This window comes from Cellulosimicrobium sp. SJTW-1, assembly GCF_047716875.1.
Taxonomy (GTDB): Bacteria; Actinomycetota; Actinomycetes; order Actinomycetales; family Cellulomonadaceae; genus Cellulosimicrobium; species Cellulosimicrobium funkei.
In genome coordinates this window covers 1,148,022-1,174,262 of the sequence record NZ_CP136680.1, presented here as the reverse complement: position 1 = coordinate 1,174,262, position 26,241 = coordinate 1,148,022, and the positions used below count along the sequence as shown (strand labels likewise).

Sequence of the window (26,241 nt, the reverse complement as noted above, 5' to 3'; positions counted from 1 at the left end):
CGTCCACCCTACGGTGGCGACCAGGCCTCCCCGCCTCCACGAGCAGGTGGTCCTGGTTCGTCCGGGAGACCGGACGAACCAGGACCACCTGGTCGGCGCGTGGGCGGGGCCGGGGCCGGGAGGGCTACTCGACCGTGACCGACTTCGCGAGGTTGCGGGGCTGGTCGACGTCGAGTCCCTTCGCCGTCGCGAGCGCCATCGCGAAGATCTGCAGCGGCACGACGGCCAGCAGCGGCGAGAGCAGCGTCGGGGACTCGGGGATCCAGAAGATCTCGTCCGCGTAGGGACGCACGGCGTCGTCCCCGTCCTCGGCGATGACGAGCGTGCGTGCGCCGCGCGCCCGGATCTCCTGGATGTTCGAGATGACCTTGGAGTGCAGGCCCTCACGGCCCTTCGGCGACGGCACGACGACGAACACCGGCTGGCCCTCGTCGATCAGCGCGATCGGGCCGTGCTTGAGCTCGCCGGCCGCGAAGCCCTCCGCGTGGATGTACGCGAGCTCCTTGAGCTTGAGCGCGCCCTCGAGCGCGACGGGGAACCCGACGTGGCGCCCGAGGAACAGCACGGACGAGGCGTCCTTCATCGACCGGGCGGTCGCGCGCACGTACTCGCCGCGCTCGATGACGGTCTGGATCTTGCGCGGCATCTCGCGCAGGTCCTCGAGGATCGCCGCGATCTCGTCGGGGAACTTGTTCCCGCGCAGCTGCGCGAGGTAGAGGCCCAGGAGGTACGCGGCGGTGATCTGCGACAGGAACGCCTTCGTCGAGGCGACCGCGATCTCCGGACCGGCGTGCGTGTAGAGCACGGCGTCGGACTCGCGCGGGATCGTCGAGCCGTGCGTGTTGACGATCGAGATGACCTTCGCACCCTGCTCGCGCGCGTGGCGCACGGCCATGAGCGTGTCCATGGTCTCGCCGGACTGGGTCACGGCGACGACGAGCGTTTTCTCGTCGACGATCGGGTCGCGGTAGCGGAACTCGTGCGCGAGCTCGACCTCGACCGGGATGCGGCACCAGTGCTCGATCGCGTACTTCGCGACGTGGCCCGAGTAGGCCGCCGTGCCGCACGCGACGACGATGATCTTGTCGACCGAGCGCAGCACGGCCTCGTCGATGCGCAAGTCGTCGAGCACGAGCTTGCCCGACGGGTCCGTGCGGCCGAGGAGCGTGTCGGCGACGGCGTGCGGCTGGTCGTGGATCTCCTTGTCCATGAAGGACGAGAAGCCGCCCTTCTCCGCGGCGGCCGCGTCCCAGTCGACCGTGTAGCGCTTCGCCTCGGCCGGGTTGCCGTCGAAGTCGGTCACCTCGACCGACGTCGGGGTGATCGTGACGATCTGGTCCTGCCCGAGCTCGAGCGCCTCCTTGGTGTGGGAGATGAACGCCGCGACGTCGGAGCCCAGGAAGTTCTCGCCCTCGCCCAGCCCGACGACGAGCGGCGAGTCGTGCCGCGCACCCACGACCGTGTCGGGGGCGTCGGCGTGCACGGCGAGGAGCGTGAAGGTGCCCTCGAGCCGCCGCGCCACCTGCCCCATCGCGAGCGTGAGGTCCTTCGTGTCGCGGTACGCCCGCGCGAGGAGCTGCGCCGCGACCTCGGTGTCGGTCTCGGACCGGAACGTCACGCCCTCGGCGAGGAGCTCGGCCTTGAGGGTCGCGAAGTTCTCGACGATGCCGTTGTGGATCACGGCGAGGCGGTCGTCGTCCGCGAGGTGGGGGTGCGCGTTGGTGTCCGTCGGGCCGCCGTGCGTCGCCCACCGCGTGTGCCCGATCGACGCGGTCGCCGCGGGCAGCGGGTGCGTCTCGATCTCCTGCACGAGGTTCGCGAGCTTGCCGGACTTCTTCGCGAACGCGACGGCGTCGACGCCGGGCGCGACGAGCGCGACCCCGGCCGAGTCGTAGCCGCGGTACTCGAGCCGTCCGAGTCCTTCGAGAGCGACGTCGAGGGGTCGCCCCGAGGCCTCTCCGACCATGGTTCCAGGGCCTACGTAGCCCACGATTCCGCACATGGTGATCGAGTCTAGCCACGGACCCGCGGCGCTTCGGGGCCGCGCGATCCCGCGGTTCTTCGTGAGGTCCGCTGCCTAATCGGGGCCCCCGCGGCGCGCGAGCCGTCCTCGCGCCCGCGGCCTCGTCGCGTCCCGGTCCGTGGCGCGTTCGCCGGGCGTGGGACGCGCGGCACCGCGAGGCTGGTGCTCGTGCCCACCGTCCGGATCGGTCTCTCGGGGTGGCGGTACGCCGACTGGCGCGGACCGTTCTACCCCGCGGGGCTCCCCCAGCGCCGCGAGCTCGAGCACGTCGCCTCGCTCGTCCCCGCCGTCGAGCTCAACGGGTCGTTCTACTCGTTGCAGCGGCCGTCGTCGTTCGTCGCGTGGCGCGACCAGACTCCCGAGGGCTTCACGTTCGCGGTCAAGGGACCGCGCTTCGTCACCCACATGAAGCGGCTGCGGGACGTGCGGACGCCGGTCGCCAACTTCCTCGCGAGCGGCGTCCTCGCGCTCGGCAGCAGGCTCGGGCCCGTCCTGTGGCAGCTCCCCGCGCGGACCGCCTTCGACCACGACCTGCTCGACGCGTTCCTCACGCTCCTGCCGCGCACCACCGGCGAGGCGGCGAGGCTCGCGCACGAGCACGACGACCGCCTGCGCGCGCCCGCCTGGACGGAGACCGACGCGGACCGCCCGATCGTGCACGCGCTCGAGCCGCGGCACGCGTCGTTCGCCGCGCCGGAGGCGCTCGACCTCCTGCGCCGGCACGGGGTGGCGTTCGCCGTGTCGGACGGCGCGGGCCGGTGGCCGCTCGTCGAGGCGGTCACGAGCCCGCTCGTGTACGTGCGCCTGCACGGGGACCAGGAGCTCTACCGCAGCGGCTACCGGCCGCACGTGCTCGACGCGTGGGCCGAGCGCGTGCGCGCCTGGCACGCCGCGGGCCACGACGTCGAGGTCTACTTCGACAACGACGTGGACGCCCACGCCCCGGCCGACGCGCTCGCCCTCATGGCCCGCCTGCCCGACCTCGCGCTCCCCGGCCCGGGGCCCGCCGTCGAGCCGGCACCGCGCCGTCGTCGGGCCGCGAGCGGGGCCGACGACGCCCGCTGAGGCGACCCGCGGAGGGCAGCCCCGTGGTGCCCTCGCCAGGGCGCGGGGCCGCCCCGTGCACCGGCACGGGCGTGCATCCGGCAGAATCGGGCGGGTGTCCTCCCCCGCCGACGACCCGTCCGACCTCCTGCGGGCCCACCTGGCCGCGCCGTCGTCCTCGCCGTACGTCGATCTCGACCGGGCCGTGTGGAGCCGGCTGTCGGAGTCGACGCCGCTGCCGCTGACCGACGACGACGTCGCGCGCCTGCGCGGCCTCGGTGACCCGATCGACCTCGCCGAGGTCGACGCCGTCTACCGGCCGCTCTCGCGCCTGCTCAACCTCTACGTCACCGCGACGTCCGGCCTGCACGAGGCGACGTCGACGTTCCTGCGCGAGGAGACCGGCAACACGCCGTACGTCATCGGCGTGGCCGGCTCCGTGGCCGTCGGGAAGTCGACGACGGCGCGCGTGCTGCGCGAGATGCTGGCCCGCTGGCCGGAGACGCCGCGCGTCGAGCTCATCACGACCGACGGCTTCCTCTACCCCAACGCGGAGCTCGCGCGCCGCGGCCTCATGGACCGCAAGGGCTTCCCCGAGTCCTACGACCGTCGCGCGCTCATCCGGTTCCTGTCCAAGGTCAAGGCGGGGCACGCCGAGGTGCGGGCCCCCGTCTACGACCACCTCACGTACGACATCGTGCCGGGGGCCGAGGCCGTCGTCCGCAAGCCCGACGTCCTCGTCGTCGAGGGCCTCAACGTGCTCCAGCCGGCGCGCCCGAGCGCGCACGACGAGTCGACCGTCGCCGTGTCGGACTTCTTCGACTTCTCGATCTACGTGGACGCCCGCACGCGCAACATCCGCCAGTGGTACGTCGACCGGTTCCTCGCGCTGCGCCGCACCGCGTTCGCGCGCCCCGAGTCGTACTTCCGCCGCTACGCAGACCTCACGGACGAGCAGGCGGTGGAGCGGGCGAAGTCGATCTGGGACGCGATCAACGCGCCGAACCTCGAGCAGAACATCCTGCCGACGCGCGGCCGCGCGACCCTCGTCCTCACGAAGGGCTCGGACCACTCGGTCCAGCGCGTCCGCCTGCGCAAGCTCTGAGGCGGCCCGCTCAGCCCACGGGCGGAAGGTCAGGTCGCGCGGGGCGGGGTGCCCGACGACGTCGCCCCCGACGACCCGGGCGGCACCGTCCCGGAGGCGTCCGCCGCGCGCGGACGGGGCGCGGGCGCGCCGGTCACCGGCCCGGTCGCGGGGTTCCCGCCGGCCGTCGCGCCCCCGCCGGGCGAGGTCGCGGCCGGCGTCCCGCCGGTCGTCGGCGCGGTCCCGGCGGGGTCGGTCGCACCCTCCGCGGCCGGCGCCTGCGGCGTCGGCGGCAGCTCGCCGCGCTGGCGCGCGCGCATCATGAGCACGCGGTCGATGACGAACCCGCTCCCGACGCCCAGCACGATGCCCACGACCATCGCGAGCAGCGGCTCGTGACCCAGCCACCGGGCGGCGACGAGCCCGATGAGCACCGAGTAGACGGCCCACGTCACCGCCGCGACGGCGGAGAACGCCATGAAGCGGCGCCGCGGGTACCCGACGGCGCCGGCCGTCATGTTCACCGCGACGCGGCCCACGGGGATGTAGCGCGCCGCGAGGATGAACGACGCGCCGCGGTGCGCGAGGGCGCGCTCGGCCCACCCCACGGCGCGACGCCCGCGGGGCGTGCGCAGGATGCGCAGGCGCTCCGTGCCGACGGCACGACCGATGGCGAACGCGATCTGGTCCCCGGTCCAGGCGCCCAGGGCCGCGACGAGGAGCACGAGGACGAGGTTGGGCTCGCCGGTCGCGTGCGCGGAGACCGCGAGCGTGATGACGACCGACTCGCTGGGGACCGGCGGGAAGAACCCGTCGATCGTCGCGAAGCCGAACAGGGCGGGATAGATCCACGCGGACGCCGCGAGGGCGAGAATCCAGTGCTCGAGATTCTCCAGGAAGATCGACACGGCGTCGGGCAACGGCGTCCTCGTTCGTCTGCTGGCGGGGAGGCCAGGCGGGCGGTGGCGGCAGGTCGGTCGTCCTGCACCAGGACAAGCCTACGGAGCGCGAGGACGACGACCATCAGGGAGACCCCCGGTTCACCCCTGAGGACCCCGGGCGCGACGGCGCCGCGCCCGTGACGATTCTGCCGTGCCCGCCGCGGCAGTTCGTCATCCCGGCGGACGACTTCCCGCGGCGGGCCCGTACGTCGTGAGGACCAGGGGCCCGCGGACGCCCGGTGGGCTAGCTCCCGGCGCCCGGGAGCCGCGCGACCCCGAGGGTCGAGGACAGCGTGCGCAGGTCGGCGGCGTCGAGGTAGAGCTCGCCCCGCAGGTGGTCCGTCTCGTGCTGGACGATGCGCGCGGGCCACCCGGTCAGCACGTCGTCGAACGGCTCGCCGGCCTCGTCCTGGCCCGTGAGCCGGACGGCGTGGGCGCGCGTCCGCTCGGCCTGCCAGCCGTGCACGGAGAGGCAGCCCTCGAAGAACGTGCGGGTCTCCTCGCCGACGACCTCGTAGCGCGGGTTCACGAGCACCCGGTACTCCAGGGAACTCCGCTCCCGGTCGTCGCCGACGTCCGGTGCACCCGGGTCCTCGACCACGGCCACCGCGAGGCCGATGCCGACCTGCGGCGCGGCGAGCCCCACGCCGGGCGCCGCGCGCATGGTCGTGCGCATCGCGTCGAGGAAGCGCGGCAGCGCGTCGCCGAGCTGGCCCGCGTACGGCACGGCCGGCGTGCGCAGCACGGGGTGGCCGGCCTGCACGATCGGCAGGACGCCGTCCGGGTATGCGGCGAGGAGCGCGAGCACGTGCTCGCGCAGCGCCTCGTCGACCCCCTGCCGCACGCTCGTGCCCGCCTCGCGTCCTGTCAGCCGCCCGGACGCGCTCACAGGGCGAGCCGCTCGCGCACGACGCCCGCGAGCTGCCCGGCGACCGCGTCGGCCTGCTGCTGCGTCGCCGCCTCGACCATGACCCGGACGAGCGGCTCGGTGCCCGACGGCCGCAGGAGCACCCGCCCCGTCTCGCCCAGCGAGCGCTCCGCACCGGCGACCGCGGCCAGCAGCGCCTCGTCGGTCGACGCGCGCGCCTTGTCCACGCCGGGGACGTTGAGGAGGGTCTGCGGGAGCCGCTGCACGACGCCCGCGAGGTCCGCGAGCTTCTGGCCGGTCGCGCGCACCCGCGCCGCGAGCTGGAGAGCCGTGAGCACGCCGTCGCCCGTCGTCGCGTAGCGCGACATGACGATGTGGCCTGACTGCTCGCCGCCCAGGCCGTAGCCGTGGGCGCGCATCTCCTCGAGCACGTACCGGTCGCCGACCGCCGTCTGGACGGTGCTGATCCCCGCCGCGCGCATCGCGAGCAGCAGCCCGAGGTTGCTCATGACCGTGACGACGAGCGTGTCGTGCGGGAGCGCGCCCTCGTCCTTGAGCGCGAGGGCGAGGACGCCCATGATCTGGTCGCCGTCGACGACGGTGCCGCCGTGGTCGACCGCGATGCAGCGGTCCGCGTCGCCGTCGAACGCGACGCCGAAGTCGGCCTCGGACGCGACGACGACGGCCTGGAGCTGCTCCGGGTGGTTCGAGCCGCACGCCGCGTTGATGTTGCGGCCGTCGGGGCTCGCGTTGATGACGACGACGTCCGCCCCGGCAGCACGCAGCGCCGCGGGCCCGACGTCGCTCGCCGCGCCGTTCGCGCAGTCGACCGCGATCCGCAGCCCGGCCAGCGGCTTGTGATCCTCGTCGGCGCCGATGCTCGACATGAGGTGCTCGACGTACGCGCCGCCCGCGCGGCCCGAGTCCGGGGAGATGCGGCCGACGACGCCGTGCGTCGGGCGCTCCCACTCCTGGCCCAGCAGGCTCTCGATACGGTCCTCGACCGCGTCGTCGAGCTTCACGCCGCCGCGCGCGAGGAACTTGATCCCGTTGTCCTGCATGGGGTTGTGCGACGCCGAGATGACGACGCCGAAGTCGACGTCCATGGTGCTCGTCAGGTAGGCGACGGCCGGGGTCGGCAGGACCCCGACGTCCTTCACGTCGACGCCCGCGCTCGCGAGCCCCGCGATGAGCGCCGCGCCGAGGAACTCCCCGGACACGCGCGTGTCGCGCCCGACGACCGCGCGCGGGCGGTGCCCTTCCTCCTGACCGCTCGCGAGCACGCGGGCCGCGGCGACGCCGAGGTCCAGCGCGAGCTCCGCCGTCACGTTGCCGTTCGCGAGACCGCGCACCCCGTCGGTGCCGAAAAGCCGTCCCATGGAAGTCCTTCCCCTCGTACCGGCCGTACGCCGACCGTACGACCGTCAGCCGCTGCCCGCCGTCGACGGGTCTTGGTCACCGCTCCTCACAAACGCCGTCGGCCCCGGTGGACGAGGTCCACCGGGGCCGACGAGCGCACAGCGCAGGATCAGCGCTTGGAGTACTGCGGTGCCTTGCGGGCCTTCTTGAGACCGGCCTTCTTGCGCTCGACGACGCGGGCGTCGCGAGTGAGGAAGCCGGCCTTCTTCAGCGCGGGGCGGTTGTGCTCGGCGTCGATCGCGTTGAGCGCGCGCGCGATCGCCAGGCGCAGCGCGCCGGCCTGGCCCGAGGAGCCGCCGCCCGTGATGCGGGCGACGACGTCGAAGCGACCCTCGACGTCGACCAGCTTCAGCGGGGAGTTGACGAGCTGCTGGTGGACCTTGTTCGGGAAGTAGTCCTCGAGCGTGCGCCCGTTGACCTTCCAGGTGCCGGTGCCGGGGACGAGGCGCACGCGCGCCACGGCCTCCTTGCGGCGGCCCAGGGCCTGGCCGGGGGCGGTGATGCTCTGGCCGCGGCCCGTGGGGGCGGCGGACTCGGAGGTGTAGGTGCTGGGCGTCTCGTCGCCCAGGGTGTCGGTGTCGACGGTGGTCTCGGCCACGGGTGGTGTCCTCGCGTCTCTCTGTGCGCTACGCCTGGGCGGCGATTACTGCGCGACCTGGGTGATCTCGAACGGCTTCGGCTGCTGAGCGGCGTGCGGGTGCTCGGCACCCGCGTAGACCTTCAGCTTGCCGAACTGGGCGCGACCGAGGGTCGTCTTGGGGAGCATGCCCCGGACGGCCTTCTCGACGGCACGCTCGGGGTGCTTGTCGAGCAGGTCGCCGTAGGCGACGGCACGCAGACCACCCGGGTAACCGGAGTGGTTGTAGGCCATCTTCTGCTCGCGCTTGTTGCCGCTCAGGGCGACCTTGCCGGCGTTGATGACGATGACGAAGTCACCGCCGTCGACGTGCGGAGCGAAGGTCGGCTTGTGCTTGCCGCGCAGCAGGGTGGCCACGTGGGTGGCCAGGCGGCCCAGGACGACGTCGGTCGCGTCGATGACGTACCAGTCGCGCTGGACGTCGCCGGGCTTCGGGGTGTACGTACGCACGGTCGTAGCCTTCGTTTCTGTCTCAGGATGTCTTCTTCGACCGCTGAAGCGTGCGGCCGAGAGGGCAGGTCGTTGCGCGGCGGGCTCGGTCGACACCCGCTCCTTGGCCGGCAGCGAGTGGGCGCGCTAGCGACACGGGTGTCGTGAGATGAGCACAACGACTCACCAGACTACCCGCGAGGCAGGCCGCCGGTCAAAGCGGCCGGGCGCTCCCGGACGCACGTCTCGCAGCGCGTCGAGCGGGCCTCGTGGACGCAGCCGGGGCAGTACAGGCGCAGGGTCCGGCAGCTCGGGTCGGCGCAGTTCTCGTACTTCGCCGTCGGCGCCCCGCACGCCGTGCACGCGCCGAGCGGCGTCGAGCCCGGGCCGAGCTCGACGTGCATGCGCTCGTCGAACACGTAGAGCGACCCCTCCCACAGCCCCTGCGAGCCGAACACCTCGCCGTAGCGCACGACGCCGCCGTCGAGCTGGTAGACCTCCTCGAACCCGCGGGCGCGCAGCAGCGCCGACAGCACCTCGCACCGCACGCCCCCCGTGCAGTACGTGACGACGGGTCGGCCCTTGAGGTCGTCGTAGCGGCCCGAGTCGATCTCGGCGACGAAGTCCCGCGTGGTCGCGACGTCGGGCACGACGGCCCCGCGGAAGCGGCCGATCGCCGCCTCGAACGCGTTGCGGCCGTCGAGCATCACGACGTCGTCGCCGCGCTCCTCGACGAGGTCGTGCAGGGCCTGCGGGCTCAGCCGCTCCCCGCCGCCGACGACGCCGTGCTCGTCGACCCGGACCTCGTCCGGCACGCCGAACGCGACGAGCTCGGGGCGCACCTTGACGGACAGGCGCGGGAAGTCGCGGCCCGTGCCGTCGGACCACTTGACGTCGACGCCCTCGAAGCCCGGGTACCGGCGGGTGGTCTTCACGTACTGCTTGAGGTCCTCGACCGTCCCGCCGAGGGTCGCGTTGATCCCGTGCTCCGACACGATCACGCGACCCGTGAGGTGCCACCGCTCCCCCAGCGCCTGCTGCCAGAGCTGCACGGCACGCGGGTCCGGCAGCGGCGTGAAGGCGTAGAAGAGCACGATCTTGTGGACGGCCATGCCCACCAGGATAGGGAGGGCTAGCGCGCCCGACGGACGCGCTCGACGTCCCAGACCGGCTCCGGCGCCTCGACGACCTCGCCGTCCTCGCGGAACACGAGGAACCGGTCGAATCCGCGCGCGAACCACCGGTCGTGCGTCACCGCGAGCACGGTGCCCTGGAAGGCCGCGAGCCCCGCCTCGAGCGCCTCCGCCGAGTGCAGGTCGAGGTTGTCCGTCGGCTCGTCGAGCAGGAGGAGCGTCGCGCCGTCGAGCTCGAGGAGCAGGATCTGGAAGCGCGCCTGCTGGCCACCGGAGAGCGTCTCGAAGCGCTGCTCGGCCTGGCCCACGAGCTCGTACCGGTCGAGCGCCCGGCTCGCGCCCTCGCGCCCCATGCCCGCCCGGTGCCCCTCGCCGCGGTGGAGGATCTCCAGCAGCGTGCGCCCGCGCAGCTCCGGGTGGTCGTGGTTCTGCGCGAACCAGCCCGGCCGCACCCGCGACCCGAGCACGGCCCGGCCCGTGTGCGCCACGGGAGCGGGTGCCGCCGGGCCGCCGGCCACGTCGTCGGGCACGGTGCCCGGCTCGGGGTCGCTCCCGCCCGCGGCGAGGAGGCGCAGGAAGTGCGACTTCCCGGAGCCGTTCGAGCCGAGCACCGCGACGCGCTCGCCGAAGAACACCTCGACGTCGAACGGCTTCATGAGCCCCGTGAGCTCGAGCCGCTCGCACGTCACCGCGCGCTTGGCCGTCCGCCCGCCCGTGAGCCGCACGGTCACGTTCTGGTCGCGAGCGACCACCTCGGGGCGCCCCGCCTCCTCGAACTTGCGCAGGCGCGTGCGCGCGGCCTGGTACCGGCTCGCGAGGCCGTCGTTGAACGCGGCCTTCGTCTTGAGCGTCCGCACGAGCTCCTGGAGCTTGGCGTGCTCCTCGTCCCAGCGGCGCGCGAGCTCGGCGAGCCGCTCGCGGCGGTCCGCGCGGGCCTGGGCGTACGTCGCGAAGCCGCCGCCGTGCACCCACACCGTGCCGCCGCCCGGCGTCGGCTCGAGCGTCGCCACCTGGGTCGCGGTGCGCGACAGCAGCTCGCGGTCGTGGGACACGAAGAGGACCGTCTTGGACGACGCGACGAGCCGCTCCTCGAGCCAGCGCTTCGTCGGCACGTCGAGGTGGTTGTCCGGCTCGTCGAGCAGCAGGACCTCCTCCGGCCCGCGCAGCAGCGCCGTGAGCGCGAGCCGCTTCTGCTCGCCCCCGGACAGCGACCGCACGTCGCGCCACTGCGCCTTCTCGAACGGGACCGACAGCACCTCGTCGGTCACCTCGTCCCACCCGGCCTCGGCGTCGTAGCCGCCCACGTCGGCCCAGTCCACGAGGGCCTGGGCGTAGCGGAGCTGGGCGGGCTCGTCGTCGACCGTCATGATGTCGTGCTCGGCGGCCGCGAGCTCGAGCGCCGCCTCGCGGACGGCGGTCGGCGCGAGCCCGACGAGCAGGTCGCGCACCGTGCGGTCGTCGTCGATGCGGCCGACGTCCTGGCGCATGACCCCGAGCCCGCCGCTGCGCACGACGGCGCCCCCGTGCGGCGCGACCTCGCCGGTGACGATGCGCAGCAGCGTCGACTTCCCGACGCCGTTGGGCCCCACGAGCGCGACGCGCGCGCCGTCCGCGACCCGCAGGTCGACGCCGTCGAGCAGGGTGCGCCCGTCGGGCAGGTGATACGTGACGTCGCTGAGGTCGAGGTGTCCCACCCCGTCATGGTCCCCGACGTCGGCCGCGCGGTCACGCGCTTTCCGGACCCCGGCGTCCGGCACCTCGGCCGGGCCGGCGCCACCCGCCGGGTGGCGGGATGGCGGATGGCGGGTGGCGGGACGGCGGGATGGCGGGACGGCGGGACGACTCAGCGCCGGCCGCCGCCGAGGAGGCCGCCCAGCCCGCCCAGGAGGTCGCCGAGACCGCCGCCGGAGCCCGACCCGCCGCCCAGGAGCCCGCCGAGGACGTCGCCCAGGCCGCCCCCGCCGGTCTGCGAGGTGCCCGGCCGCTCGCCCGCGCCCTTCCCCGCCGCGGTGCCGCCCGAAGTGCCGCCCGCCGTGCCGCCCGAGGTGCCGGTCGTGGCGCCGCCCGACGGCCCGGCGCCGCCGAGCTGCTTCGCGAGGAAGGCCAGCGCGATCGGCGCGAGCGCGGGAAGCACCTTCGCGAGCAGGTCCTTGCCGGTGCCCGTCGACCGGGCGAGCTGCGCGACGACCGCCTGCTCGTTCTGCCCGAACACGTGCCCGACGATCTTGCGGCCGTCGTCGGTGTCGACGTCGTCGAGGTCGACACCACCCTCCACGAGCGCCGGGTCGTGCTGCGCGAGGGCCTCGCCGAGCGACGCCGCGCCCGCCGGGTCCTGCGCGTTGGCGCGCAGCCCGCCCAGCAGCGCGGGCAGCGCCGCGCCCACCGCGCGCTGCGCCGTCGCCTCGTCGACGCCGAGCCGACCGGCGAGCTGGTCGAGCGGGACGGTGGACAGGATGTCGTCGATGCCGGCCATGGGGTCGTCCTCCGGTTCAGGGGTGCTCCAGCGGGTGCGCACCGGGGCGCGGTGCGGCCCCACCGTAGTCCCGGCCGGGCGTCCTCGCAGGCACTCGCGTCCGGGGCTGCGTCCGGCCCTGCGAGGTGCCAGGGTGGGACGCATGAGCGAAGACACCACCGCCACCAGCCCCGACCCGGAGACGGGCGCCGAGGGCGACACCGACCAGCTCCAGCCCGAGGAGACGCTCCTCGACCGCGGCGTGGACGACGTGCTCGACGAGGGCTACTCCCCGCCCGAGCGCCCCCGCTCGAACCACTTCGGCGAGACGCCGTGGGAAGAGGTGCACGGCGAGACGCTCGACCAGCGCCTGGCCGAGGAGGAGCCGGAGGAGTGGGAGCGCGACCCGTCCGAGCGGCCCGACGAGACCCGCGCGGGCCGCCTCGTCGCGGACCCCGACGCCCTCGACGGGCGCCAGAACGACACGTACGCCGACGACGAGGGGATCTCCGGGGGCGCCGCGGGCGCCGAGGAGGCCGCCGTCCACGTCGTCGAGGAGCCCTGAGAAGCCCTGAGGAAGCCCTGAGGACGAGCGCCCGCCCGCGGCCGGCTCAGGCCGGCTCGCGGGGCGGCGCGTCCTCCCAGACGTCCTCCTCGTTCCGCACGGCGCGGATGCGGTCGGCACGCGCCGCGAGCTCCGCGTCGGGCGGGTAGGTGACCTCCTCGAGCACGAGCCCGTGCGCCGGCACGACGCCCGCCCCCGCGTCTCGGCGCCGGCTCGCGAGGAGCCCCGCGGGCCACCCGACGTCGCGGCGCCCCTCCCCCACGGCGAGCGACGCGCCGACGAGCGCGCGCACCATGTTGTGGCAGAACGCGTCCGCGCGGACGTGCGCGACCACGAGCCCCGCGTCGGGCCCGTCCGCCGGGCGCGACCACGACAGGTGCTGCAGCTCCCGGATGGTCGTCGCGCCGGGTCGCGGCTTGCAGAACGCCGCGAAGTCCCGCACCCCGAGCAGGGGCCGCACGGCGGCGTCCATCGCCGCGACGTCGAGCGGCCGCCGGTTCCACAGCACCCACTCCCGGCGCAGCGGGTCGCGCTGCGCCGGGTCGTCCGCGACGCGGTAGGTGTACGCGCGGTGCAGCGCGGAGAAGCGGGCGTCGAACCCGGCCGGCGCCTGCGCCGCACGGTGCACGACGACGTCCCCCGGCAGCACGCCGCCCAGCCGCGCGACGAGCGCGTCCCCCGGCGCGCGGTCGGACCGGCCGGGCAGCGCCTCCCACTGCGCCCGCGCGAGGTCGACGTGCGCGACCTGCCCCCGCGCGTGCACGCCCGCGTCCGTGCGCCCCGCCACCGTGAGCCGCGGCGCCGCGCCCCGCAGGATCGTCGCGAGCCCGTCCTCGAGCGTGCCCTGCACCGTGCGCAGCGTCGGCTGCCGGGCCCAGCCGGCGAACGCCGTCCCCTGGTAGGCGAGGTCCAGGCGCACGCGCACGACGCCGTCCGGCACGTCGGGTCGCGGGGCGTCGGGGTCCGGGAGGGCGGGGGGCGGGACGGCGGTCACGGGAGTTCACCGTAGTCGCCCGCCCGTGCGCCGCGCGCGCCGCCGTGCCTACGCTGCCGCCCATGACCGGCGACCCGCACGACGTCCGCACCCTCGCCGTCGACTGCGGCGGGGGCGGCATCAAGGCGAACGTGCTCGACGCGTCGGGCACCGCGCACGCCGCGGCCGTGCGCGTCCCCACGCCCTACCCCCTCCCGCCCGACCTCCTCGTCGAGACGGTCGCGGGCATCGCGGCCTCGCTGCCTCCCGCCGACCGCGTCACGGTCGGCCTGCCCGGGATGATCCGGCGCGGCGTCGTCGTGCACACGCCCCACTACGTGACGCGCAGCGGGCCCCGGTCGCGCGTGGACCCCGCGCTCGTCGAGGCCTGGACGAGCTTCGACGTCCGCGCGGCCGTCGAGCGCCGGCTCGGCGTCCCGGCGCTCGTGCTCAACGACGCCGAGGTGCACGGCGCGGGCGTCGTCGCGGCGTCCGGGCTCGAGCTGGTGCTGACCCTGGGGACGGGGCTCGGCTCCGCGCTGTTCCACGGGGGCCGGCTCGCGCCGCACCTCGAGTGGTCGCGCGCCCCGGTGCGGCGCGGCACCACGTACGACGAGTACGTCGGCGAGCCCGAGCGCCGCCGCCTCGGAGACGGGCTCTGGTCGCGCCGCGTCCTCGCGGTCGTCGAGGGGCTGCGGCCCGTGTTCTGGTGGGACCGCCTCTACCTGGGCGGTGGCAACTCGCGGCGCATCACCCCGAGCGTCCTCGACCGGCTCGGCGACGACGTCGTCGTGGTGCCGAACTCGGCGGCCCTCGTCGGGGGCGCCCGCGCGTGGGACCTCCCGCCGGCCTGACGCCTCAGCGACCGGCCGTGCCGCGGTCCGGCTCCCCGTCCGCGGTGCGCTGCCTGGGCGCGGCCGCGGCGGGCTCGAGGAGGCCCGGCGTCGCGCCCTCGCCCCCGCCTCCCGGAGGCGCGCCCGCGGCGAGCGCGCCGTGCGCGTCGAGCAGGACGCGGTTGAACGCCACGGGCGCGTCCAGGCTCACCAGGTGTCGCGCGCCCGGGACGACGACGAGCCGGGCGGAGGCCCCGCCCGCGCGCGCCGCGGCGAGGAACCCGCGCTCCCCGAGCCGGAAGTGGTCCCAGCGCCCGTTGACGAGCCAGACCGGCGAGTCCGCCGCGCCGAGGGCCCGGACCGGGTCGACCGACCCCACCTCGCGCAGGATCGCGCTCATGACGTCGAGGGCGAACCCGCCGGCCGCGAGGTCGGCGGCGGCCTGCGCCGTCATCGCTCGGTCGACGAGCGCCTGGTTCAGCCCGGCTCCTCCGTCCGGGAGCCGCTCGATGCCGCGCGCGAGGACGAGCCAGCCGCCGCGCAGGCGCGTCGACGGCGGCGTCGAGCACGCGGCGGCGACGAGCCCCACGACGCGCTCCGGGTGCCGCGCACGCGTCTCGATCGCGACGTAGCCCCCGAGCGACAGCCCGACGACGAGCGCGCGTCCGCCGACCGCGTCGATCCCGGCCGCGACCGCCTTGACCGCGCCGTCGAGCGTGAACGCCTCGCCGCGCCGCACCCCGTGGCCCGGCAGGTCGATCGCGACGGCCCGCATGCCGGCGCGACCCAGCGCCGCGAGCTGGTCGCGCCACATCGAGCGCGAGGTGCGCGACCCGTGCACGAGGACGACGGGCGGCCACGTCCCGGCCCCGGTCCCGGTCCCGGTCCCGGGCGACGCGTCGGTGGAGGTCACGTCTCGACCGTAGGCCCTGCTCCACGCGAGATCGACCGGGGGAACACGACAGGGCCGGAGGCTCGCCAGAGCCGGGGACGCCGCAGGGCCCGGGACCGTACGGTCCCGGGCCCTGCGCGACGAGCCCCGGAGGGCTCTGGCGGGAAGAGGAGGCTCAGGCCTCCTTCTTCTCCTCCGTGGCGTCCTCGACGGGCGCGTCCTGGACGTCCTCGGCGGGAGCGTCCTCGACGGCGGCGTCCTCGACGGGCGCGTCCTCGACCTTGTCGGCCTTCTTGGACGGCTTGTCGGCCTTCTTCTTGCTCGCCTTCTCGGCAGCCTTCTCCGCCTCGCGGACGACGGCCTGCTTCGGGCTGACGGGCTCGGTCACGAGCTCGATCACCGCGAGGGGCGCGTTGTCGCCCTTGCGCGTGCCGACCTTCGTGATGCGCGTGTAGCCACCCTCACGCTCCGCCATCTGCGGGGCGATCTCGGTGAACAGCGTGTGCACCACGGACTTGTCGCGGACGACGCGCAGGACGCGACGGCGCGCGTGCAGGTCGCCGCGCTTGGCGAACGTGATGAGGCGCTCGGCCACCGGGCGCAGGCGCTTCGCCTTGGTCTCGGTGGTCGTGATGCGGCCGTGCTCGAAGAGCTGGGTGGACAGGTTCGCGAGCATCAGGCGCTCGTGAGCCGGTCCGCTGCCGAGCCGGGGGCCCTTGGCGGGGGTAGGCATGGGATGTGCTCCTTGGGAAGTGATCGCGCCGCAGGTGCGGACCCGGACGCGCTGAGGTGTCTAGAGCCGCAGGCTCAGTACTGCTGCTCGGTGTCCGAGAACGTCGCCTCGTCGTCGTCGCCGTCGTAGTACGCGGCGGCCGACGGGTCGAAGTCGAGCGGCGAGTCCTTGAGGGACAGGCCGAGCTCGGCGAGCTTCTCCTTCACCTCGTTGATGGACTTCGCACCGAAGTTGCGGATGTCCAGCAGGTCCGCCTCGCTGCGTGCGACGAGCTCGCCCACCTGGTGGATGCCCTCGCGCTTGAGGCAGTTGTACGAGCGGATCGTGAGGTTGAGCTCCTCGATCGGCAGCGCCAGGTCCGCGGCCAGGGCCGCGTCCGTCGGCGACGGACCGATCTCGATGCCCTCGGCCTCGACGTTGAGCTCGCGGGCGAGGCCGAAGAGCTCCACCAGCGTCTTGCCGGCCGACGCGAGCGCGTCGCGCGGCGAGATCGCCGGCTTCGTCTCGACGTCCACGACCAGCTTGTCGAAGTCCGTGCGCTGCTCGACACGCGTCGCCTCGACCTTGTAGGTCACCTTGAGGACCGGCGAGTAGATCGAGTCGACCGGGATCCGGCCGATCTCGGCGTCGAACGACTTGTTCTGCGAGGCCGAGACGTAGCCACGGCCGCGCTCGACGGTCAGCTCGATCTCGAGCTTGCCCTTGTCGTTGAGCGTGGCGATGTGCAGCTCGGGGTTGTGGACCTCCACACCCGCGGGCGGGACGATGTCCGCCGCGGTGACCGCACCAGCACCCTGCTTGCGCAGGTACATCACGACGGGCTCGTCGTTCTCCGAGGAGACGACGAGGTTCTTGATGTTGAGGATGACCTCGGTCACGTCCTCCTTCACACCCGGCACGGTGGTGAACTCGTGGAGCACACCGTCGATGCGGATGGAGGTGACCGCCGCGCCCGGGATGGACGACAGCAGCGTGCGACGCAGTGAGTTGCCGAGCGTGTAGCCGAAGCCGGGCTCCAGCGGCTCGATGGAGAAGCGCGAACGGTTCTCCGAGATGACCTCTTCGGTCAAGGTGGGGCGCTGTGCGATCAGCACTGGTGGTTTCCTTTCGGTGAGCGTCCGCCATATGACGCTGCACGGTTCAAGGCGAGGTGCGTGCCTGCGGCACGCGGCCCCGGCCGGGACTCTGTCCACCCGGCCGGGAAGGGTGCGTCGACCCCGTCAGGAGGCGGCTGCCCCGTGACGGGCGCCGTCGACGGGCTCGGCCGGTCGGTGACCGGGCGGCCCGTCGACGGCACGCCGACGACGAGGGTCAGACGCGACGACGCTTGGGCGGCCGGCACCCGTTGTGCGCCTGCGGCGTCACGTCCTGGATCGAGCCGACCTCGAGGCCGGCCGACTGCAGCGAGCGGATCGCCGTCTCGCGACCCGAGCCCGGGCCCTTGACGAAGACGTCGACCTTCTTCATGCCGTGCTCCTGCGCCTTGCGGGCAGCGGCCTCGGCCGCGAGGCCGGCGGCGAAGGGGGTCGACTTGCGGGAGCCCTTGAAGCCGACGTCGCCGCCGGAGGCCCACGCGATCACGGCGCCCGACGGGTCCGTGATCGACACGATCGTGTTGTTGAACGTGCTCTTGATGTGCGCCTGGCCGGCGGGGACGTTCTTCTTGTCCTTGCGACGAGGCTTGCGCCCAGCGGCGGCGCGAGTCTTGGGAGGCATGTCCTTCTTCTCTCCTGGTCTGAGGTGGTCTGACCGCGGGGATCTCCACCCGGCACGGGACGGACCGTGAGGTCCGCGTCAGTGCGCGAGCAGGGCCCGCCCTGCGGACTGGCTCAGCGGGCCTTCTTCTTGCCGGCCACGGTGCGCTTCGGTCCCTTGCGCGTACGCGCGTTGGTCTTCGTGCGCTGGCCGCGCACGGGCAGGCCGCGGCGGTGACGCAGGCCCTGGTAGGTGCCGATCTCGACCTTGCGGCGGATGTCGGCGGCCACCTCACGACGGAGGTCACCCTCGAGCTTGTAGTTGCCCTCGAGGTAGTCGCGAAGAGCGACGAGCTCGGCGTCGCCGAGGTCCTTCACGCGGGCGTCCGGGCTGATGCCGGTGGCGGCCAGCGTCTGCTGGGCGCGGGTACGGCCGACGCCGTAGATGTAGGTGAGCGCGACCTCGAGCCGCTTGTCGCGGGGGAGGTCGACGCCGATGAGACGTGCCATGTGCCTTTCGGCTCCTCGTGCTTCGTCGGAGGTCTGTCGCACCGCCCTCCCACGGGGAGCTCCGTGGGCCCCGGCCTCCGAGCCGGGGGTTCCCCTGCCTGTGGCGTTCTCCTCCCGGACTCGCGTCCGGGGTGCCGAGCAGGTTCGTGGTGGTGCGCTGGTGGCCGGCCGTCGTCGTGACGGGCGGCCTGGTGACCGCGGTCCCGGAGGACCGTCACCCGTGGCGCAGGTGAGGGCTCAGCCCTGGCGCTGCTTGTGCCGCAGGTTCTCGCAGATCACCATGACGCGACCGTGCCGGCGGATCACCTTGCACTTGTCGCAGATCTTCTTGACGCTGGGCTTGACCTTCATCTTCGTTCCCTCAGTGGTGCCCCGCTCCGGGCGCGACCGACGAGCGGCCCCGGTGGTCCCGGGTGCGAGGCGGGTGAGTGGGTGGACGCGTGACGACTACTTGTAGCGGTAGACGATCCGGCCGCGGGACAGGTCGTACGGGCTCAGCTCGACCACGACCCGGTCCTCGGGGAGGATCCGGATGTAGTGCTGGCGCATCTTGCCCGAGATGTGCGCGAGAACCTTGTGCCCGTTGGCCAGCTCCACGCGGAACATCGCGTTCGGCAGGGCCTCGACCACGCTGCCCTCGATCTCGATGACACCGTCCTTCTTTGCCATGTCCTCCGCTAACTCTCGTCTGAACTGCTAGGACTCCCGCGCACGCCCGACCCGAGGGTCGTCCGATCGTGGGAGGTGCGTGGAGCCGCGTGCGGTGGTCGGTCGCCCGGGTCCCGAGGGACGGGGGCCGGATGAACGACGTGCACGGACTACACCCGACGGACCATCCTACGGCATCCGGCAAGGGACGGGAAACCGTGGCGGGCCGTGCGCGCGGTGCGACGCGTCACTCCCCCGTCGTGCCGGGTGCCGTCGGGCGCTGCCGGACGGGAGCGAGGCGGCCCGCGACGGGCCGGTGCGCGGTCAGGCCGCGAGCGGCGCGACGCGCACGCCGAGCTCCGCGAGCTCCGCGGCGCCGCCGTCGGGCGCGGTGAGGACCCAGATGCCCTCGTCGAGGATCGCGACGCTGTGCTCCCAGTGTGCGGCACGGGTGCCGTCGTCGGTCACGACCGTCCAGTCGTCCTCGCACACCTCGGTGAACCGCTCGCCCCGCGTGAGCATCGGCTCGATCGCGAGGCACATGCCCGGGCGCAGCCGCGGGCCCTTCTCGCGCGTGCGGTAGTTCGGGACGTCCGGGGGCTGGTGCATCGCGGACCCGATCCCGTGGCCGACGTAGTCCTCGACGATGCCGTAGGTCACGCCGTCCGACTCCCCCGAGACACGCACCGAGTCCTCGATGGCGGCCCCGACGTCGCACAGCCGCTCGCTCGTCGCGAGGGCGGCGATCCCGGCCCACATGGCGCGGCGCGTGGCCTCGACGAGCGCCTCGTCGCGCGGGTCGCCCTCGCCGAGCACGAACGAGACCGCCGAGTCGCCGTGCCAGCCGTCGACGACGGCCCCGCAGTCGACGGAGACGACGTCCCCCGGGCGCAGCTCGCGCGGCCCGGGGATGCCGTGGACGACCTCGTCGTTCACCGACACGCAGAGCGACGCCGGGTAGCCCTCGTACCCGAGGAACGACGGCGTCGCCCCGGCGTCGGCGATGACCGCGGCGGCGAGCGCGTCGAGGTCGGCGGTCGTCATGCCCGGGCGGACGGCGTCGCGCACCGTCCCGAGCGCACGCGCCACGACGAGGCCGGCGCTGCGCATGGACCGGACCTGGTCGTGCGTCTTGTACTCGATGCGCTCGCGACCGAACACCCTGCTGCTCCTCAGAACCGACGGAAAGACGTGCGGGCGCTCAGCCGACGAGCGCGGTCAACGCCGACACGATGCGGCCCGTGACCTCGTCGATGTCGCCGATACCGTCGACGCGCACCAGCAGGCCGCGGTCCGCGTAGGCGGAGGTGAGCGGCGCCGTCTGCTCCGCGTAGATGTCGAGGCGGCGCGCGATGGCCTCCTCCGTGTCGTCCTCGCGACCCTCGATCTCCGCGCGCTTCGCGAGGCGCGCGAGCAGCTCGTCGCGGTCCGCGGTGAGCTCCACGACGCCGTCCAGCGCGACGCCCAGGTCGGCGAGGATCGCGTCGAGCTCGACGACCTGGGCCGCGTTGCGCGGGTAGCCGTCGAGGATGAACCCCTGCGCGGCGTCGTCCTGCGCGAGACGGTCGCGGACCATCGCGTTCGTCACCGTGTCGGGGACGAGGTCGCCCTTCGCGGTGTACTCCTGCGCGAGGCGGCCGAGCTCCGTGCCGCCCTTGATGTTCGCCCGGAAGATGTCGCCGGTCGAGATCGCCGGGATGGACAGCTGCTCGGCGAGCCGGGCGGCCTGCGTCCCCTTGCCCGCGCCCTGCGGGCCCATGATGACGAGGCGCGCGGGGCGCGCGGCGGACTGGCCGTCGGTGGCGTTGCTCAACGGAGGAACCCTTCGTAGTGGCGCTGCTGCAGCTGGGAGTTGATCTGCTTGACCGTCTCCAGGCCGACGCCGACGACGATGATGATCGAGGAGCCACCGAACGGGATGTTCGTGCTCACGCCGAGCCCGATGAGGACCAGCGTCGGCAGCAGTGCGACGAGCGCGAGGTAGATGGCACCCGCGGAGGTGATGCGGGTGATGACGTAGTCGAGGTACTCGGCGGTGGGCCGGCCGGCACGGATGCCCGGGATGAAGCCGCCGTACTTCTTCATGTTGTCCGCGACCTCGTCCGGGTTGAACGTGATCGACGTGTAGAAGAAGCAGAAGAACAGGATCATCAGCACGTACAGCAGGATGTGCAGCGGCGCGGACGGGTCGGCCAGGTTGGTGCTGATCCAGATCACCCAGTCGGCGCTCTGGTCGCCGAACTGCGCGATGAGGCCCGGGACCGCGAGCAGCGAGGCCGCGAAGATCACCGGGATGACGCCCGCCATGTTGATCTTGATCGGGATGTAGGTGCTCGAGCCGCCGTACATCCGGCGACCGACCATGCGCTTGGCGTACTGCACCGGCACGCGGCGCTGCGACTGCTCGACGAACACGACCAGCCCGATGACGAGCACGATGACCGCGATCATGATGATGAAGTTCGTCGCGCCGTTCGCGCCGCCGGCGATCGACCACAGGGCGGTCGGGAAGCTCGCGGCGATGGACGTGAAGATGAGCAGCGACATGCCGTTGCCGACGCCGCGCTCCGTGATGAGCTCGCCGAGCCACATGATGAGGCCGGTGCCCGCGGTCATCGTGATGACCATGAGGGCCATCGTGACGAAGCTGGCGTCCGGGATGACGTCGACGGAGCAGCCCTGGAAGAGCAGGCCGTTGCGCGCCGTCGTGATGACGGTCGTCGACTGGAGGATGGCGAGCGCGATCGTCAGGTAGCGCGTGTACTGCGTGAGCTTCGCCTGGCCCGACTGGCCCTCCTTGTGGAGCGCCTCGAAGCGAGGGATCACGACGCGCAGCAGCTGGACGATGATGCTCGCGGTGATGTACGGCATGATGCCGAGCGCGAAGATCGACAGCTGGAGCAGCGCGCCGCCGCTGAAGAGGTTGACCAGGCTGAGCAGGTCGTTGCCGTCGGCGGTCTCCGCGATGCACTGCTGCACGTTGGGGTAGTCCACGCCGGGCGTGGGGATGAACGACCCCACCCGGAAGATCGCCATGATCGCGATCGTGAACAGCAGCTTGCGCCGCAGGTCGGGCGTCCGGAAAGCCCGGGCGAATGCGCTGAGCACCTATCCTCCTGGCCCGCCGAGGCGGGATGTCGTGTCGCCGGGAGGCCCGGCGAGGTGTGACGCACGGCACGGGCGCCAAGAGGCACCCTAGCCGTAGCGCCGCGTCGAACGGCAAGTCGGTCCCGATCACCGGACGGGCCGGCCGTGGACCTGGGAGTGACGGCGGTCACCCCCGGGGTGCGGGGAGACAGCCGTCGGAGAGTCTAGACCGTGGTGCGCTGCCGGACGGACCACGGGTCGTGCAGGGAGGCACCCTCAGACGCGGACAGGGCCGACGGCGCGTACGCGCCACCGGCCCTGTCCAGGTGTGTCAGTCCTCCGAGACCGAACCGCCGGCCGCGAGGATCTTCTCGCGAGCCGCGCCCGAGAGGGCGTCGACCGCGACCTCGAGCTTGACGGTGATCTCACCCGTGCCGAGCACCTTCACGAGCTGGCCCTTGCGGACCGCGCCCTTCGCGACGAGGTCCTCGACGGTGACCTGGCCACCCTCGGGGTACAGCGCCGCGAGCTTGTCCAGGTTCACGACCTGGTACTCGGTGCGGAACGGGTTCTTGAAGCCGCGCAGCTTCGGGAGGCGCATGTGCAGAGGCATCTGCCCACCCTCGAAGCGCTCGGGAACCTGGTAACGAGCCTTCGTACCCTTGGTACCGCGGCCCGCCGTCTTACCCTTCGACGCCTCACCACGACCCACGCGGGTCTTGGCCTTCTTGGCGCCGGGAGCCGGACGCAGGTGGTGGACCTTGAGCGTGCCGCCGGCACCCTCGGTCTGCGCGGGGGTCTGCTCGGCCTTCGCCGGAGCCGACGCCTTCGCAGCGGTCTTCTTCTTCGGAGCCTCGGCGGTCTCCTTGGTGGCCTTCTCAGCCATGGTCACTCGACCTCCTCAACGGTGACGAGGTGCGCCACCGTCGCGACCATGCCGCGGATCTCCGGGCGGTCCTCCTTCACGGCGGTGTCGCCGATCCGCTTGAGGCCCAGAGTGCGCAGCGTGTCGCGCTGGTTCTGCTTGCCGCCGATGGCGGACTTCGTCTGGGTCACCTTGAGCCTGGCCATCAGGCGTTCACCCCCGCAGCACGGGCACGCAGGAGCGCGGCCGGGGCCACGTCCTCGAGCGGGAGACCACGGCGCGCGGCGACAGCCTCAGGCTGCTCCAGGTTGCGCAGGGCCTCGACGGTCGCGTGCACGATGTTGATCGCGTTGGACGAGCCGAGCGACTTGCTCAGCACGTCGTGGATGCCCGCGCACTCCAGCACGGCGCGCACCGGACCACCGGCGATCACACCGGTACCCGGAGCGGCCGGACGGAGGAACACGACGCCGGCGGCGGCCTCACCCTGGATGGGGTGCGGGATGGTGCCCTGGATGCGCGGGACCTTGAAGAAGTTCTTCTTGGCCTCCTCGACACCCTTGGCGATCGCCGCGGGCACCTCCTTCGCCTTGCCGTAGCCGACGCCGACGGTGCCGTCGCCGTCGCCCACCACGACGAGCGCGGTGAAGCTGAAGCGGCGGCCGCCCTTGACGACCTTGGAGACGCGGTTGATGGTGACGACGCGCTCGACGAAGGCGTTCTTCTCGGCTGCGTCGCCACGGCGACCGTCGCGACGGTCACCGCGACGGTCGTCGCGGCGCCCCCCGCGCGCGTTCTGGTCGCTCGACTCGTTGGCGGCACCCGTGGGGGCGCCGGTGTTGCTGCGCTGCCCTGCAGCCATCAGAGAATCCTTTGCTTCCGTGTGGGGATGGTCGGCGTCGTCACAGGGACAGACCGCCCTCGCGAGCGCCGTCGGCGACCGCAGCGACCCGACCGTGGTACTTGTTGCCACCACGGTCGAAGACGACGGAGTCGACGCCCTTGGCCTTCGCACGCTCGGCGACGAGCTCGCCGACCTTGCGGGCCTTGGCGCTCTTGTCGCCGTCGAGCGCACGCAGGTCCGCCTCGAGCGACGAGGCCGACGCGAGCGTCTGACCGATCGTGTCGTCCACGACCTGAGCCGTGATGTGACGCGTGGAACGCGTCACCACGAGGCGCGGACGACCGGCGGTCCCCTTGATCTTCTTGCGCAGGCGCAGGTGCCGGCGCTGACGCGCGACGGCCTTGCCCTTGCCGAGAACCTTCAGAGCCATCGTTACTTACCAGCCTTTCCAGCCTTGCGGCGGACGACCTCGCCGGCGTAACGCACACCCTTGCCCTTGTACGGCTCGGGCTTGCGGATCTTGCGGATGTTCGCTGCGATCTCGCCGACCTGCTGCTTGTCGATGCCGGAGACCGAGAACTTCGTCGGGCTCTCGACCGCGAACGTGATGCCCGCGGGCGGGGTCACGACGACCGGGTGGCTGAAGCCGAGGGCGAACTCGAGGTCCGAGCCCTTGGCCGTCACGCGGTAACCGGTGCCGACGATCTCGAGCTTCTTCTCGTAGCCCTGCGTCACGCCCTGGACGAGGTTCGCCAGGAGGGTGCGGGTCAGGCCGTGCAGCGCGCGGGACTCGCGCTCGTCGTTCGGGCGCGACACCACGAGGGTGCCGTCCTCCTGAGCGACCTGGATGGGGGCGGGCACGTGGTGCTCGAGCGAGCCCTTGGGGCCCTTCACGGTCACGAGCGCGCCGCTGATGGTGACGTCCACTCCGGCGGGAACCGGAACGGGGATCTTGCCGATTCGAGACATGGCGTATCTCCTTTCCGGGTTACCAGACGTAGGCGAGGACTTCGCCGCCCACGCCCTTCGTGGCGGCCTGCTTGTCGGTGAGCAGACCGGAGGACGTGGACAGGATCGCCACGCCCAGGCCGCCGAGAACCTTCGGCAGCTCGGTGGACTTGACGTACTTGCGCAGGCCGGGCTTCGACACGCGGCGCACGCCGGCGAGGCTGCGCTCACGGTTCGGGCCGAACTTGAGCTGGATGGTGAGGTTCTTGCCCACCGTCGCGTCCTCGACGCTCCAGCCGGAGATGTAGCCCTCGGCCTGGAGGATCTCGGCAATGTGCGACTTCAGCTTCGAGTACGGCATGGTCACCGTCTCGTGGTAAGCCGAGTTCGCGTTCCGCAGACGCGTCAGCATGTCTGCGATCGGGTCGGTCATCGTCATCGGGCTCTAGCCCTTCCTCGACGTGGTATCCGGGCGGGGCGCGTCGAGCGACGCGCTCCGCCAGGACCTACGACGTAGTTGTTACCAGCTGCTCTTGGTGACGCCCGGAAGCTCACCACGGTGGGCCATCTCGCGCACGCAGATGCGGCACAGGCCGAACTTGCGGTACACCGAGTGCGGGCGACCGCACTTCTGGCACCGGGTGTAGGCGCGGACCGCGAACTTCGGCTTGGCGGCCGCCTTGTTGATCAGGGCCTTCTTCGCCATGTCAGTTCTCCTTGAAGGGGAAGCCGAGACGGCGCAGCAGGGAGCGGCCCTCGTCATCGGTCGTCGCCGTGGTCACGATCGTGATGTCCATACCGCGGACACGGTCGATCTTGTCCTGGTCGATCTCGTGGAACATCGACTGCTCCGTGAGGCCGAACGTGTAGTTGCCGTTCCCGTCGAACTGCTTGGGCGACAGGCCGCGGAAGTCGCGGATGCGCGGCAGGGCGATCGACAGCAGGCGGTCCAGGAACTCCCACATGCGGTCGCCGCGCAGCGTGACGTGCGCGCCGATCGGCATGCCCTCGCGCAGCTTGAACTGCGCGATGGACTTGCGGGCCTTGGTCACCTGCGGCTTCTGGCCGGTGATCGCGGACAGGTCGCGGATGGCGCCCTCGATGAGCTTCGAGTCCTTGGCGGCGTCACCGACACCCATGTTCACGACGATCTTCGTGACGCGGGCGACCTGGTTGACGTTCTCGTGCCCGAACTCCTCGCGCAGACCGGCGACGATCTCCTCGCGGTAGCGCTGCTTCAGGCGGGGCACCTCGGGGGCGACGATCTCGGTGCTCATCAGATGTCCTTCCCGGAGCGCTTGGCGACACGCACGCGCACGGTGCGCTTGCGGCCGTCACGCTCGACCTCTTCGGTGCGGTACCCGACGCGGGTGCCCTTCTTGGTCTCCGGGTCGACGACCATCACGTTGCTGATGTGGATCGGGGCCTCGACGGTCTCGATCCCACCGGTCCGCGTGCCGCGCTGCGACTGGCCGACCTTGGTGTGCTTGGTGACGCGCTGGACGCCCTCGACGATGACGCGGTCACGGTCGGTGAGCACCTCGAGGACGCGCCCCTGCTTGCCCTTGTCCTTGCCCGCGATGACGACGACGAGGTCGCCCTTCTTGATCTTGGCCATG

At 72.8% G+C, this 26,241-nt stretch carries 33 protein-coding genes; 4 read left to right on the top strand and 29 right to left on the bottom strand.

Translation table 11 applies throughout. The features are described from left to right. Positions 1 to 124 precede the first annotated feature (124 nt). Complete coding sequence (gene glmS / locus RSE42_RS05355; protein WP_061268657.1) at positions 125 to 2,002, bottom strand: glutamine--fructose-6-phosphate transaminase (isomerizing); 1,878 nt, start codon at positions 2,000 to 2,002, stop codon at positions 125 to 127. 189 nt (positions 2,003 to 2,191) lie between these two features. Between glmS and RSE42_RS05350 the strand changes: the two genes are divergently transcribed. Beyond that, on the top strand, positions 2,192 to 3,088 hold the full coding sequence (locus tag RSE42_RS05350; protein ID WP_415298074.1) for a DUF72 domain-containing protein: 897 nt from the start codon (positions 2,192 to 2,194) through the stop codon (positions 3,086 to 3,088). A 94-nt stretch (positions 3,089 to 3,182) separates the two neighbouring features. Continuing rightward, positions 3,183 to 4,172 (top strand): type I pantothenate kinase, encoded by a 990-nt coding sequence (gene coaA, locus RSE42_RS05345; protein ID WP_044144243.1) that lies wholly within the window; start codon positions 3,183 to 3,185, stop codon positions 4,170 to 4,172. Between the two features lie 29 nt (positions 4,173 to 4,201). Here the strand turns inward: coaA and RSE42_RS05340 are convergent, their stop codons facing one another. The 8 genes from RSE42_RS05340 to RSE42_RS05305 form a co-directional block, all read right to left on the bottom strand. After that, positions 4,202 to 5,071 carry a VTT domain-containing protein gene (locus RSE42_RS05340; protein ID WP_415298072.1) on the bottom strand — a complete coding sequence of 290 codons (870 nt, stop codon included), beginning with the start codon at positions 5,069 to 5,071 and terminating at the stop codon, positions 4,202 to 4,204. Between the two features lie 265 nt (positions 5,072 to 5,336). After that, a complete protein-coding gene (locus RSE42_RS05335; RefSeq protein WP_415298070.1) occupies positions 5,337 to 5,981 on the bottom strand; it encodes a peptide deformylase in 645 nt (214 codons plus the stop codon). Next, complete coding sequence (gene glmM / locus RSE42_RS05330) at positions 5,978 to 7,339, bottom strand: phosphoglucosamine mutase (RefSeq protein ID WP_043658749.1); 1,362 nt, start codon at positions 7,337 to 7,339, stop codon at positions 5,978 to 5,980. Before glmM ends, RSE42_RS05335 begins: the two co-directional genes overlap by 4 nt. Positions 7,340 to 7,488: 149 nt before the next feature. Then, entirely contained in the window at positions 7,489 to 7,977 is a 489-nt protein-coding gene (gene rpsI, locus RSE42_RS05325; protein WP_021479846.1) for a 30S ribosomal protein S9, read from the bottom strand. Between the two features lie 45 nt (positions 7,978 to 8,022). Then, positions 8,023 to 8,466, bottom strand: a complete 444-nt coding sequence (gene rplM, locus RSE42_RS05320; protein ID WP_021479847.1) for a 50S ribosomal protein L13 — start codon at positions 8,464 to 8,466, stop codon at positions 8,023 to 8,025. Between the two features lie 170 nt (positions 8,467 to 8,636). After that, a complete protein-coding gene (locus tag RSE42_RS05315) occupies positions 8,637 to 9,557 on the bottom strand; it encodes a rhodanese-related sulfurtransferase (protein WP_082774673.1) in 921 nt (306 codons plus the stop codon). 20 nt (positions 9,558 to 9,577) lie between these two features. Next, positions 9,578 to 11,272: an ABC-F family ATP-binding cassette domain-containing protein gene (locus RSE42_RS05310; RefSeq protein WP_043658747.1), complete on the bottom strand. Its 1,695-nt coding sequence runs from the start codon at positions 11,270 to 11,272 to the stop codon at positions 9,578 to 9,580. Positions 11,273 to 11,421: 149 nt separating this feature from the next. Then, the gene (locus RSE42_RS05305; RefSeq protein ID WP_415298068.1) at positions 11,422 to 12,051 is read right to left on the bottom strand and encodes a DUF937 domain-containing protein; all 630 of its coding nucleotides are present in this window, start codon (positions 12,049 to 12,051) and stop codon (positions 11,422 to 11,424) included. Between the two features lie 142 nt (positions 12,052 to 12,193). On the opposite strand from RSE42_RS05305, the gene RSE42_RS05300 reads away from it, so the two are divergent. Continuing rightward, a complete protein-coding gene (locus RSE42_RS05300; RefSeq protein ID WP_034654904.1) occupies positions 12,194 to 12,595 on the top strand; it encodes a DUF5709 domain-containing protein in 402 nt (133 codons plus the stop codon). A 46-nt stretch (positions 12,596 to 12,641) separates the two neighbouring features. Here the strand turns inward: RSE42_RS05300 and truA are convergent, their stop codons facing one another. Beyond that, a complete protein-coding gene (truA, locus tag RSE42_RS05295; RefSeq protein ID WP_415298833.1) occupies positions 12,642 to 13,535 on the bottom strand; it encodes a tRNA pseudouridine(38-40) synthase TruA in 894 nt (297 codons plus the stop codon). Positions 13,536 to 13,651: 116 nt separating this feature from the next. Between truA and RSE42_RS05290 the strand changes: the two genes are divergently transcribed. After that, positions 13,652 to 14,422: an ROK family protein gene (locus RSE42_RS05290; RefSeq protein ID WP_415298067.1), complete on the top strand. Its 771-nt coding sequence runs from the start codon at positions 13,652 to 13,654 to the stop codon at positions 14,420 to 14,422. A 4-nt stretch (positions 14,423 to 14,426) separates the two neighbouring features. Here the strand turns inward: RSE42_RS05290 and RSE42_RS05285 are convergent, their stop codons facing one another. The 19 genes from RSE42_RS05285 to rplX form a co-directional block, all read right to left on the bottom strand. Continuing rightward, positions 14,427 to 15,314, bottom strand: a complete 888-nt coding sequence (locus RSE42_RS05285; protein ID WP_415298066.1) for an alpha/beta fold hydrolase — start codon at positions 15,312 to 15,314, stop codon at positions 14,427 to 14,429. A gap of 154 nt (positions 15,315 to 15,468) precedes the next feature. Then, on the bottom strand, positions 15,469 to 16,026 hold the full coding sequence (gene rplQ / locus RSE42_RS05280) for a 50S ribosomal protein L17 (RefSeq protein ID WP_021479761.1): 558 nt from the start codon (positions 16,024 to 16,026) through the stop codon (positions 15,469 to 15,471). 74 nt (positions 16,027 to 16,100) lie between these two features. After that, complete coding sequence (locus RSE42_RS05275) at positions 16,101 to 17,120, bottom strand: DNA-directed RNA polymerase subunit alpha (protein ID WP_021479760.1); 1,020 nt, start codon at positions 17,118 to 17,120, stop codon at positions 16,101 to 16,103. Between the two features lie 217 nt (positions 17,121 to 17,337). Then, the gene (gene rpsK / locus RSE42_RS05270; protein WP_021479759.1) at positions 17,338 to 17,742 is read right to left on the bottom strand and encodes a 30S ribosomal protein S11; all 405 of its coding nucleotides are present in this window, start codon (positions 17,740 to 17,742) and stop codon (positions 17,338 to 17,340) included. A gap of 113 nt (positions 17,743 to 17,855) precedes the next feature. Continuing rightward, positions 17,856 to 18,230, bottom strand: a complete 375-nt coding sequence (gene rpsM, locus RSE42_RS05265; protein WP_021479758.1) for a 30S ribosomal protein S13 — start codon at positions 18,228 to 18,230, stop codon at positions 17,856 to 17,858. Between the two features lie 237 nt (positions 18,231 to 18,467). After that, positions 18,468 to 18,581, bottom strand: coding sequence for a 50S ribosomal protein L36 (gene rpmJ, locus RSE42_RS05260; RefSeq protein ID WP_009740505.1), 114 nt, complete (start codon positions 18,579 to 18,581; stop codon positions 18,468 to 18,470). Positions 18,582 to 18,677: 96 nt separating this feature from the next. After that, positions 18,678 to 18,899, bottom strand: coding sequence for a translation initiation factor IF-1 (infA, locus tag RSE42_RS05255; protein ID WP_012867920.1), 222 nt, complete (start codon positions 18,897 to 18,899; stop codon positions 18,678 to 18,680). Between the two features lie 303 nt (positions 18,900 to 19,202). Further along, positions 19,203 to 20,039 carry a type I methionyl aminopeptidase gene (gene map / locus RSE42_RS05250; RefSeq protein WP_396050700.1) on the bottom strand — a complete coding sequence of 279 codons (837 nt, stop codon included), beginning with the start codon at positions 20,037 to 20,039 and terminating at the stop codon, positions 19,203 to 19,205. Positions 20,040 to 20,079: 40 nt separating this feature from the next. Then, positions 20,080 to 20,637 (bottom strand): adenylate kinase, encoded by a 558-nt coding sequence (locus tag RSE42_RS05245; RefSeq protein ID WP_114552598.1) that lies wholly within the window; start codon positions 20,635 to 20,637, stop codon positions 20,080 to 20,082. Positions 20,638 to 20,687: 50 nt separating this feature from the next. Beyond that, complete coding sequence (gene secY, locus RSE42_RS05240) at positions 20,688 to 21,986, bottom strand: preprotein translocase subunit SecY (RefSeq protein ID WP_021480441.1); 1,299 nt, start codon at positions 21,984 to 21,986, stop codon at positions 20,688 to 20,690. A 310-nt stretch (positions 21,987 to 22,296) separates the two neighbouring features. Continuing rightward, on the bottom strand, positions 22,297 to 22,851 hold the full coding sequence (gene rplO / locus RSE42_RS05235; RefSeq protein ID WP_074808895.1) for a 50S ribosomal protein L15: 555 nt from the start codon (positions 22,849 to 22,851) through the stop codon (positions 22,297 to 22,299). 2 nt (positions 22,852 to 22,853) lie between these two features. Further along, positions 22,854 to 23,036, bottom strand: a complete 183-nt coding sequence (rpmD, locus tag RSE42_RS05230; protein ID WP_021480439.1) for a 50S ribosomal protein L30 — start codon at positions 23,034 to 23,036, stop codon at positions 22,854 to 22,856. Beyond that, positions 23,036 to 23,692 carry a 30S ribosomal protein S5 gene (gene rpsE, locus RSE42_RS05225; protein WP_021480438.1) on the bottom strand — a complete coding sequence of 219 codons (657 nt, stop codon included), beginning with the start codon at positions 23,690 to 23,692 and terminating at the stop codon, positions 23,036 to 23,038. The genes rpmD and rpsE overlap by 1 nt, the downstream gene beginning before the upstream one ends. Positions 23,693 to 23,732: 40 nt before the next feature. Then, positions 23,733 to 24,104 (bottom strand): 50S ribosomal protein L18, encoded by a 372-nt coding sequence (gene rplR, locus RSE42_RS05220; protein WP_021480437.1) that lies wholly within the window; start codon positions 24,102 to 24,104, stop codon positions 23,733 to 23,735. Positions 24,105 to 24,106: 2 nt separating this feature from the next. Next, entirely contained in the window at positions 24,107 to 24,643 is a 537-nt protein-coding gene (rplF, locus tag RSE42_RS05215) for a 50S ribosomal protein L6 (RefSeq protein WP_021480436.1), read from the bottom strand. A 19-nt stretch (positions 24,644 to 24,662) separates the two neighbouring features. Next, entirely contained in the window at positions 24,663 to 25,061 is a 399-nt protein-coding gene (gene rpsH / locus RSE42_RS05210) for a 30S ribosomal protein S8 (protein ID WP_021480435.1), read from the bottom strand. A gap of 81 nt (positions 25,062 to 25,142) precedes the next feature. Beyond that, a complete protein-coding gene (locus RSE42_RS05205; RefSeq protein WP_021480434.1) occupies positions 25,143 to 25,328 on the bottom strand; it encodes a type Z 30S ribosomal protein S14 in 186 nt (61 codons plus the stop codon). Between the two features lies 1 nt (position 25,329). Further along, positions 25,330 to 25,899: a 50S ribosomal protein L5 gene (gene rplE / locus RSE42_RS05200; RefSeq protein WP_021480433.1), complete on the bottom strand. Its 570-nt coding sequence runs from the start codon at positions 25,897 to 25,899 to the stop codon at positions 25,330 to 25,332. Next, the gene (gene rplX / locus RSE42_RS05195; protein WP_021480432.1) at positions 25,899 to 26,240 is read right to left on the bottom strand and encodes a 50S ribosomal protein L24; all 342 of its coding nucleotides are present in this window, start codon (positions 26,238 to 26,240) and stop codon (positions 25,899 to 25,901) included. The genes rplE and rplX overlap by 1 nt, the downstream gene beginning before the upstream one ends. Position 26,241: the final 1 nt, after the last annotated feature.

Bases quoted from the DNA above. Each gene is read 5' to 3' on its own strand.
- rpsE (WP_021480438.1), bottom strand. From the start codon at position 23,692: ATGGCTGCAGGGCAGCGCAGCAACACCGGCGCCCCCACGGGTGCCGCC.
- RSE42_RS05245 (WP_114552598.1), bottom strand. From the start codon at position 20,637: ATGGGCCCGCAGGGCGCGGGCAAGGGGACGCAGGCCGCCCGGCTCGCC.
- RSE42_RS05290 (WP_415298067.1), top strand. From the start codon at position 13,652: ATGACCGGCGACCCGCACGACGTCCGCACCCTCGCCGTCGACTGCGGC.
- glmM (WP_043658749.1), bottom strand. From the start codon at position 7,339: ATGGGACGGCTTTTCGGCACCGACGGGGTGCGCGGTCTCGCGAACGGC.
- RSE42_RS05315 (WP_082774673.1), bottom strand. From the start codon at position 9,557: ATGGCCGTCCACAAGATCGTGCTCTTCTACGCCTTCACGCCGCTGCCG.
- rpmD (WP_021480439.1), bottom strand. From the start codon at position 23,036: ATGGCCAGGCTCAAGGTGACCCAGACGAAGTCCGCCATCGGCGGCAAG.
- rpmJ (WP_009740505.1), bottom strand. From the start codon at position 18,581: ATGAAGGTCAAGCCCAGCGTCAAGAAGATCTGCGACAAGTGCAAGGTG.
- rplE (WP_021480433.1), bottom strand. From the start codon at position 25,899: ATGAGCACCGAGATCGTCGCCCCCGAGGTGCCCCGCCTGAAGCAGCGC.
- rpsH (WP_021480435.1), bottom strand. From the start codon at position 25,061: ATGACGATGACCGACCCGATCGCAGACATGCTGACGCGTCTGCGGAAC.
- rpsK (WP_021479759.1), bottom strand. From the start codon at position 17,742: ATGCCTCCCAAGACTCGCGCCGCCGCTGGGCGCAAGCCTCGTCGCAAG.
- rpsM (WP_021479758.1), bottom strand. From the start codon at position 18,230: ATGGCACGTCTCATCGGCGTCGACCTCCCCCGCGACAAGCGGCTCGAG.
- rplF (WP_021480436.1), bottom strand. From the start codon at position 24,643: ATGTCTCGAATCGGCAAGATCCCCGTTCCGGTTCCCGCCGGAGTGGAC.
- rplQ (WP_021479761.1), bottom strand. From the start codon at position 16,026: ATGCCTACCCCCGCCAAGGGCCCCCGGCTCGGCAGCGGACCGGCTCAC.
- rplO (WP_074808895.1), bottom strand. From the start codon at position 22,851: ATGGCTGAGAAGGCCACCAAGGAGACCGCCGAGGCTCCGAAGAAGAAG.
- glmS (WP_061268657.1), bottom strand. From the start codon at position 2,002: ATGTGCGGAATCGTGGGCTACGTAGGCCCTGGAACCATGGTCGGAGAG.
- RSE42_RS05305 (WP_415298068.1), bottom strand. From the start codon at position 12,051: ATGGCCGGCATCGACGACATCCTGTCCACCGTCCCGCTCGACCAGCTC.
- infA (WP_012867920.1), bottom strand. From the start codon at position 18,899: ATGGCAAAGAAGGACGGTGTCATCGAGATCGAGGGCAGCGTGGTCGAG.
- rplR (WP_021480437.1), bottom strand. From the start codon at position 24,104: ATGGCTCTGAAGGTTCTCGGCAAGGGCAAGGCCGTCGCGCGTCAGCGC.
- rplX (WP_021480432.1), bottom strand. From the start codon at position 26,240: ATGGCCAAGATCAAGAAGGGCGACCTCGTCGTCGTCATCGCGGGCAAG.
- RSE42_RS05205 (WP_021480434.1), bottom strand. From the start codon at position 25,328: ATGGCGAAGAAGGCCCTGATCAACAAGGCGGCCGCCAAGCCGAAGTTC.
- RSE42_RS05300 (WP_034654904.1), top strand. From the start codon at position 12,194: ATGAGCGAAGACACCACCGCCACCAGCCCCGACCCGGAGACGGGCGCC.